General features: G+C 58.1%; 6 protein-coding genes. 5 read left to right on the forward strand and 1 reads right to left on the reverse strand.

The genetic code is table 11. The annotated features are described in order from the left end of the window. On the forward strand, nt 1–1,774 hold a 1,774-nt coding region (locus tag AB4Z11_RS15755; RefSeq protein WP_442026192.1), incomplete at its 5' end, for an alpha-L-rhamnosidase-related protein. Between the two features lie 352 nt (nt 1,775–2,126). On the opposite strand, the gene AB4Z11_RS15760 is transcribed toward AB4Z11_RS15755, so the two are convergent. Continuing rightward, on the reverse strand, nt 2,127–3,071 hold the full coding sequence (locus tag AB4Z11_RS15760) for a LysR family transcriptional regulator (RefSeq protein ID WP_442026193.1): 945 nt from the start codon (nt 3,069–3,071) through the stop codon (nt 2,127–2,129). Between the two features lie 124 nt (nt 3,072–3,195). Here AB4Z11_RS15760 and AB4Z11_RS15765 point away from each other — a divergent pair, with 124 nt between their 5' ends. From AB4Z11_RS15765 to AB4Z11_RS15780, 4 genes are read left to right on the forward strand one after another with little or no spacing between them, the layout of a single operon-like run. Beyond that, nucleotides 3,196–4,047 (forward strand): aldo/keto reductase, encoded by an 852-nt coding sequence (locus tag AB4Z11_RS15765; protein WP_442026194.1) that lies wholly within the window; start codon nt 3,196–3,198, stop codon nt 4,045–4,047. Nucleotides 4,048–4,055: 8 nt separating this feature from the next. Next, nucleotides 4,056–5,486 carry an MFS transporter gene (locus AB4Z11_RS15770; protein WP_442026195.1) on the forward strand — a complete coding sequence of 477 codons (1,431 nt, stop codon included), beginning with the start codon at nt 4,056–4,058 and terminating at the stop codon, nt 5,484–5,486. Continuing rightward, entirely contained in the window at nt 5,483–6,667 is a 1,185-nt protein-coding gene (locus tag AB4Z11_RS15775) for a (R)-mandelonitrile lyase (RefSeq protein WP_442026196.1), read from the forward strand. The genes AB4Z11_RS15770 and AB4Z11_RS15775 overlap by 4 nt, the downstream gene beginning before the upstream one ends. 2 nt (nt 6,668–6,669) lie before the next feature. After that, nucleotides 6,670–7,758 carry an alpha/beta hydrolase gene (locus tag AB4Z11_RS15780; protein WP_442026197.1) on the forward strand — a complete coding sequence of 363 codons (1,089 nt, stop codon included), beginning with the start codon at nt 6,670–6,672 and terminating at the stop codon, nt 7,756–7,758. The last annotated feature ends 136 nt before the right edge of the window (nt 7,759–7,894 follow it).

Consider the following 7,894-nt stretch of genomic DNA (forward strand, 5'->3'; position numbering starts at 1 on the left):
GGTGCGGGGCAAGACCATCGGCTCGGACGCTACGTGGACGCTGGGACCGACACCGCATTACAAGCCGGTGAATGGTGCGCCTATTCAAGCCGCGAGCTGGAATTTCAACGCTCCCGATACCCCTCCCTCGCATTATCGGTTGCCTACCCGCGAGGTGCCGGCCGTGAGCATGCAGCGCAACCCGCGCGGGCTGCTGGTGGATTTCGGCCGTGAGACCACCGGCTTCGTCAAACTGAAAAACCTCCAGGGCACCGGCAAGGTCGTGCTGTACTACGGCGAATCCCTGGAGGAAGCGCAGGCTACTGACGCCTGTGAAACGTTGGATCGCTATAGCGTGCACAGTGCCGGCGATTTCACCGCCACCAATTCCCGCGCCATGCGTTACGTGAACATCCAGCTCGACGAAGGCATGAGCGTGGACGACGTGTCGTTGATGTATGAATATCTGCCGCTCACGCAGCGCGGCAGCTTCCGCAGTTCGGATGAGGAGTTGAACCGGATCTGGGACGTGTCGCTGCGTTCGCTGCAGCTGAATACCCGCGAATTCTTCATCGATGGCGTCAAGCGCGATCATTGGTTGTGGTCCGGCGATGCGCTGCAGGCCTACCTGATGAACTACTACTCGTTCTTCGATGGCGATGCCGTCAAGCGCACCGCCTGGGCGTTGCGCGGCGCCGATCCGGTGGACATGCACATCAACACCATCCTCGATTATTCGYTGTACTGGTTCATCGGCATCCAGGACTACTACCGCTACACCGGCGATGAGGCTTTCGTGCGCAGCATCTATCCGCGCATGGTGTCGCTGATGGATTTCGTGCTGGCGCGCCGCAACGCCGATGGCATGCTGGAAGGCCTGCCGGGTGACTGGGTGTTCGTTGACTGGGCCAAGATGCCGACCGATGGCGAGCTGACCGTGATTCAGTTGCTGTTCGCGCGCAGCCTGGAAGCAATGGCCGACAGCGCGACACTGGTGCATGATGAGCCGCACGCGCTGCGTTACCGTCAATTGGCGCAGGAATTGAAGGCCAGGATCATGCAAACCTTTTGGGACCCGCAGCGCCAGGCCTTCATCCATCGCCGCAAAGACGGCAAACTGGACACGCTGGTGACCCGCCATCCGAACATGTTTGCGCTGCTGTTCGGCTATCTCGATCCGGCGCAACGGGAGGCGGTCAAACGTAGCGTGCTGCTGAACGGCCAGATCCCCGAGATCACCACGCCGTATATGCGGTTTTATGAATTAGCGGCGCTGGCCGAAAGCGGACAGCAGGCCTACGTTACCGGCCAGATCAAGGACTACTGGGGCGGCATGCTGCGCGCGGGCGCCACCTGCTTCTGGGAACAGTATGATCCCAAGCAGCAGGGAGTGGAACGGTATGCCATGTATGGCAAAGCCTTCGGCATGAGTTTATGTCATGCCTGGGGTGCCAGCCCGCTGTATCTGTTGGGCCGATACTACCTGGGCGTGCAGCCTACGCAGCCCGGTTATGCAAGCTATGTGGTCGAGCCGAATCTCGGCGGCCTTCAATGGATTGAAGGGAAAGTGCCGACGCCGCGTGGCGATATCGCCGTTTCGATGAGCGTGAATGAGATCAAGGTGAGTGCGCCTGGCGGGCAAGGCGTGTTGCGCTTCACTAGCGCGGTGGCTCCACACAGCAGCATGGGCGTGCCGCGACAGATTAGTCCCGGCCACTACGAATTGTCGCTGGAGGCTGGCAAGAGCTACCTGGTGGGCTACGTCCAGCCATCCGCGCAGCTTGGGCGCGATTGATATCGGGCAGCATTGCATCCTCAGTATGCGGCGCGGACGATTGAATATGGCTACTGCTGTTAATCGGTGGAAGGCACCCCTGATCGGCGCATGACGCCAAAGCTGCGCAGCTTCCTGGACTTCGCTATTCAGAAGTTTGGAGTGGACTTGCACGACAGCCGCGGCACTCAGTGTGCGTAACCTAGTTCCTTCAGGTGATAGGGGCGGTTATGCGCAAACCGGTGCACTTGATGTTTGCTGTAGATCGATCTGGTATCGCGTTCCAACCTGATTACTGCGAGGCGGTCAAATGAGTCAAACGCACCGTCGACTGAGAACAGCTGCGGATTCAATCTGTCAACGCAACACACCATCATAATGTGTTGCGCTGCAAATCTTTGTGCTTGAGTACGTATTCAGAATTGTCATCAAGCCGCCGAACTGCAAGATCGATGAACGCTCGTGCCCTCGCTGGCTGCGATGATCGGCTTCCAAAATAGACGAAGTAGCTGGCGTAATCTGGCATGTGGTCAGCAAGAATAGGAATCAGCTGGCCCGAACGGATGAACGGAGCAGCGGTGACGCCTGCAAGCTGACCAATTACTTTGCCAGCCAGAACTGCTTGTAATTCGAATAACTCATCATTACTGTAAATCGCCGGGACCACTGGCTGGTCGACCACCTGATCGCCCAGCCTTATCCGCCAAGGAACCACTTTTCCGGTGCTCGGATGCCGGTACACGCTGCAGCGATGTGAGGCCAGGGCTGTTACAGAATCCGGAATACCGTGTTTCTCGAAATATGAAGGTGCGCCGCAGATGGGCATCTGCACAGGGAACAGACGCCGTGCGATGACACCTTCATGGGGTGATGGTCCCAGGCGGAACCCTACGTCCACCCGATCTTCCACCCAGTTCCCGATTCGGTCTTCCAAGAGTACGTCAGGCTGAATTCCCGGGTACGTGTCGCAAAACTCTTCAACCAGCCGCCAGAGAATGGGTTGGAACGTCGTTCGAGGACCGGTGATTCGAAGGGGGCCAGCAAATTCGTCTTTGGCTGACTTTGCCGTTTGAAGTGCCCGTTGCATCCCTAACAACGATGGTTGGACGTCCTCAAACAGCCGCTGGCCCGCGTCAGTTAGTGACATTACTCGCGTGGTACGGTGAAAGAGGCGGGCGTCCAAATGCGCCTCCAACTGGGCCAATGCCTTACTTGCTGCTTGGGGACTAATTCCCAGCGCCAAGGCCGCCTTGCGAAGGCTACCCAACTCTGCCGCCTTAATAAAAGTTGTGATGGAACGGAGTTCGTTAATTGCCATTTTGGGCTCCCTGCGTGCTCATTATCATCAATTTTATGCTAATTCATCAACCTACCTGTCACTATTCAGATGTCAGAGTGCGGCCTACACTTCTTTTCATCAGATTTCTTATGAGGAGAACCACATGCAACACGTCGTCCTTAATAATGGCCTGCACATGCCGATCATTGGCTAKGGTGTCTTTCAGATCGCCGACGCAAACTTGTGCCAACGTAGCGTTGTCGACGCTATCGAATCCGGGTATCGACTCATCGACACCGCGGCTTCGTACATGAACGAGGAGGCGGTTGGCCAGGGATTGAAATCCAGTGGCATCGCTCGCGAACAGCTGTTTGTCACCAGCAAGCTATGGGTCCAGGAAACCGGTTATGAGCGAACCCAGCAAGCAATCGAGAAGTCCCTGCGCCGCTTGCAACTCGATTACCTCGACCTCTATCTGATTCACCAGCCGTTTGGTGACGTGCATGGCTCCTGGCGCGCAATGGAGGACGCCTATCGTGCCGGTAAATTGCGTGCCATCGGCGTCAGTAATTTCCATCCGGACCGCCTGATGGACATCAAGGTGTTCAACGAGATTGCGCCGGCGGTCAATCAAGTCGAGGTCAATCCGTTTCAGCAGCAGCTGGAAGCAGTTCCGTTCATGGCAGAAATCGGCGTGCAGGCCGAAGCATGGGCGCCCTTCGCTGAAGGCCGCAATGGTCTCTTCGAGAACGAAGTTTTGGTGGAAATCGCAGCGCGGTACGGAAAGTCCGTTGGCCAGGTAGTCCTGCGGTGGCTCGTTCAACGGCGCATCGTCGCACTTGCCAAAACAGTCCGCAAGGAAAGGATGGCGGAGAACATCGCCATCTTCGACTTCGAACTCGATGACACTGACATGGCACGTATCGCGGCACTCGACACCAACACGAGCAGCTTCTTCTCACACCGCGATCCATCTATCGTCAAATGGATGTCCGAGCGCAAGCTCGATATCTGAGGTGCACCATGACCCTCGCCTCGCTGCGCTCGTCTGACCGCCATCAGGGTACGGTGCTGGCCATCATCGTGGTCAGCTACCTCATGATCGTGGTGGACATTTCTATCGTCATCACGGGCCTCCCTCGCATCCAGCACAGTCTGGGTTTTACCTCAGCCCAGTTGTCCTGGGTAACTAATGCCTACACCCTGACCTTTGGTGGCCTGCTGTTGCTGGGCGCTCGAGCGGGCGACATACTGGGTCGCAGGCGGATGTTCATTCTGGGCCTGTCACTCTTCACGCTGGCCTCGGTAGCGATTGGTATCGCTCCTTCCGTGACCTGGCTGCTAACCTCCAGAGCCGTTCAAGGAGCCGGTGCGGCCGTGCTGGCCCCATCGACGTTAGCTCTTCTTTCCACCAATTTTCCCGAGGGCGCCCAACGAACCCGTGCACTGTCTTTGTACGCTGCGGCTGCCGGCGTAGGTGCCACTCTGGGCTTGGTCCTGGGAGGATTTTTCGCTGACCTCGTCTCCTGGCGTGCGGGCTTTTTCATCAATCTGCCCATCGGCGCCTGCCTCATCGTTGCGGCACGCCGCCACATCAGCGAGACACAGAAGCAAGCAGGAAAGTTCGACCTGAGCGGCGCCATCAGCTCCACCCTGGGCATGGCCGCACTCGTCTATAGCTTTGTCCGGGCCGCGGATTCCGGCTGGGGTGACCACCTCGTGCGGGTAGCGTTGGCTGTCGGTGTGTTGATGATCGTTGCCTTCGTATTCATCGAACGGAACGTCAGCCAGCCCATTCTGCCTCTGCGCCTGTTGACTAGCCGGGAGCGGACAGGGGCATATCTCGCCCGCATGCTGTTTCTTGGCGGCGCCGTGGGATTCTGGTTTTTCTCGACTCAATTCCTACAGGGAGTGCTTCACTTCCGTCCGATTCAAGCCGGGTTGGCGTTTCTACCTGTCACACTCCCGAATTTTGCGTCTGCGATGGCGATACCGAAACTGGCCCGCCGTTACGGCAATGAAGTTCTGCTAGTTGCAGGATTTACTATTGGCTTGCTTGGATTCGTGTGGCTCGGTCAGGCCGATGCCGAGTCTAGCTACTGGACCAGTGTCGCACTGCCCATGTTATTGATTGGACTCGGACAAGGTCTTTTGCTGGCTCCTCTGACTGCTGCTGGCGTGTCTGGTGTCGCTCAAAAGGATGCCGGAGCAGCGTCAGGATTGGTGAACGTGGCGCACCAGCTTGGCGGAGCACTGGGGCTTGCGCTGCTTGTGTTTGTCTTTGCAAACGCAGCACCCACACAAGCGCAGGATGCCCCCGCTCTCGCGCATCGTATTTCAGCGGTTATGGATGTCGGCGCGTTGCTCCTTGGCTTAGGGCTGCTCGTTTCCTGGTTCCTGATTGTCGTGCCGCAGCGAGAGCGGCAGGCACAACAGCAAAAGGCGCTCTCATGAAATCACTTTCCCTTTGCATCGCGCTGTCCGGAGTGGCGGTGGCTGCTGAAGCACAATCCATTGCTTCCGCGGCTGCGCCGGTGATTGAAGTACGTTCGACATCAACCCAACCCGTCGCCACAGGAGGCCCGAACAACTTTACGGGTATCGCTCGTATCAGCTCACCGTTCCAGGCAGCCCCACCGGGCAAGGCCGGCGGCGCCACAGTAAGCTTCGAGCCAAGCGCCAGGACTGCCTGGCACAGTCATCCACTGGGGCAAACACTGATCGTCACAGCAGGCGAGGGCTTAGTCCAGCAAAAGGGACAGGCAGCCAGGATTATCCGAACCGGTGATGTCGTGAGCATTCCCGCGAATGTATTTCACTGGCATGGCGCGGGCCCCAATGGGCTGATGACTCACATAGCTATCGCGGAGAAGGAGGGCGGCGTCGCGGTCACTTGGCAGAACAAAGTGACCGATGAAGAATACCTTTCAGCCGTGCGCAGTACCGATCTGACGCCGGCGATAGCAGTCCAGCCTCGAACGCTCCCTGCGTCCGACACGCTGTCGGCGCGACAGCGCACTATTCCGATAATCGCTGCGTTCGAGGCGAGCAGCAATATGCCCAAACTCAACGCCGTCCTGAATCAAGGCCTTGATGCAGGATTGAGCATCAACGAAGCCAAGGAAATCCTGGTTCAGTTATATGCCTACACAGGTTTTCCAAGAAGTCTCAACGCACTTGGCGAACTGTTGAAGGTGGTGGAGTTGCGTAAGCAGCGCGATGTCGCGGACACACAGGGCCGTGAGCCTGGCCGGCCGGTTGCCACAGGCGCCGATCTGATAGCGGTCGGTAAGGCGAACCAGACGGAGATTTCCGGCGGGCCTGTAAAAGGCGCTGTGTTCGACTTCGCACCCGCTATCAACCAGTTCCTGCAGGCTCACCTGTTCGGCGATATCTTCGAGCGCGACAACCTCGACTGGCAGAGCCGGGAGCTGGCGACCGTCGGTGCACTGGCAGCAACACCAGGCGCCGAGGCGCAGTTGCGGTCCCACATGAGAGCAAGCCTGCGCGTGGGGTTGACCGCCGCTCAATTGCGTCAGCTTTCGCGGGCTCTGGCCGACGAAGTCAGCCCTGAGGTTGGGGCCCGTGCGCACGAAGCACTCACCGAGGCCCTGGCCGCTGCATCGAAAGGATAAACATGAACATCAATCGAATCCTGATGGCGGCTGCCGCCGCCATGACAACTCTTGTCGCTGGGTGCGCGACCAAGTCAAATGGTGCCGGTAACGTCGCCATTGGTGCTATAACGATTCAATCCCAAGGGAGCTTTGCAATCGGTGGCACGGTATTAAAGACACCGGGTAGCTTCGATAACAATAATCCGACGTCTGCGGGACAGAGCTTCCATGGCGACCACCTTTACGCCTTCTACCAAGTGCCTTTGAATCCGCGGCCTTTGCCCATCGTCATGCTGCACGGGGCATTTCAGTCAGCGCGCAGCTGGGAAACAACGTCGGATGGCCGTGAGGGCTTCCAGACCTTGTTCTTACGTCGCGGCTTCCCGGTCTATTTAGTCGACCAGCCGCGCCGAGGGCGCGCGGGGAATAGCACGGTTGCAGCATCTGTCGCTCCTACGCCGAACGATCAGCTTTTCTTTGACCAGTTCCGAATTGGTAAATGGCCGACATACTTCGAGAACGTGCAGTTCGACCACACGCCGGAGACTCTCAACCAATTCTTCCGCTCCGTCACGCCCAGTACCGGCCCCTACGACGCTGGTGTGATTTCAGACGCGATGGCAGCTTTGCTGAAGAAAACCGGCCCCGCAATTCTCTTTACACACTCGCAGGGCGGAGGCCCTGGCTGGYTGACGGCCGTCAAGACGCAGAACGTTAAAGCTATCGTTGCATTTGAGCCTGGTAGCGGATTCATCTTCCCGCAGGGAGAGCTTCCCCCTGCGATGCCCAGTGCGGCAGGGACGCTCGCGCCTGAAGTTGTTTCGGCCGAAGACTTCGATAAGCTGACGAGAATCCCTATCGTCATCTACTACGGCGACAATTTCCCATCGGAGCCGACCACCGAACGAGGCCAGGACAACTGGCGCGTGCGGCTTGCGATGGCGCGAATGTGGGTCGACGCACTCAATAAACACGGGGGCGATGCCAGGCTGGTGCACCTACCTGAGGTGGGCATCCGCGGAAACACGCACTTCATCATGTCCGACCTGAACAACGTGCAGATCGCCGGCCTGGTGTCCACTTTCCTCAATCAAAAGAAGCTCGATTGAGCCTTTATGCTTGGTCGCGTTCCCGCATCCAAGTCTCATCAGACCGACATCCATATGACCCATAACGCCTTCGACGCCAGGCGCCGCGATTTCCTCGGGGCCTCCGCACTCGCCATTTCCGCAATTACCTTTGGAG

Source organism: Pseudoduganella sp. RAF53_2 (genome assembly GCF_052113985.1).
GTDB lineage: Bacteria > Pseudomonadota > Gammaproteobacteria > Burkholderiales > Burkholderiaceae_D > Rugamonas.

Excerpts from the sequence above, each read along its gene's own strand:
- AB4Z11_RS15760 (WP_442026193.1), bottom strand. The coding sequence starts at position 3,071 with ATGGCAATTAACGAACTCCGTTCCATCACAACTTTTATTAAGGCGGCA.
- AB4Z11_RS15775 (WP_442026196.1), top strand. The coding sequence starts at position 5,483 with ATGAAATCACTTTCCCTTTGCATCGCGCTGTCCGGAGTGGCGGTGGCT.
- AB4Z11_RS15770 (WP_442026195.1), top strand. The coding sequence starts at position 4,056 with ATGACCCTCGCCTCGCTGCGCTCGTCTGACCGCCATCAGGGTACGGTG.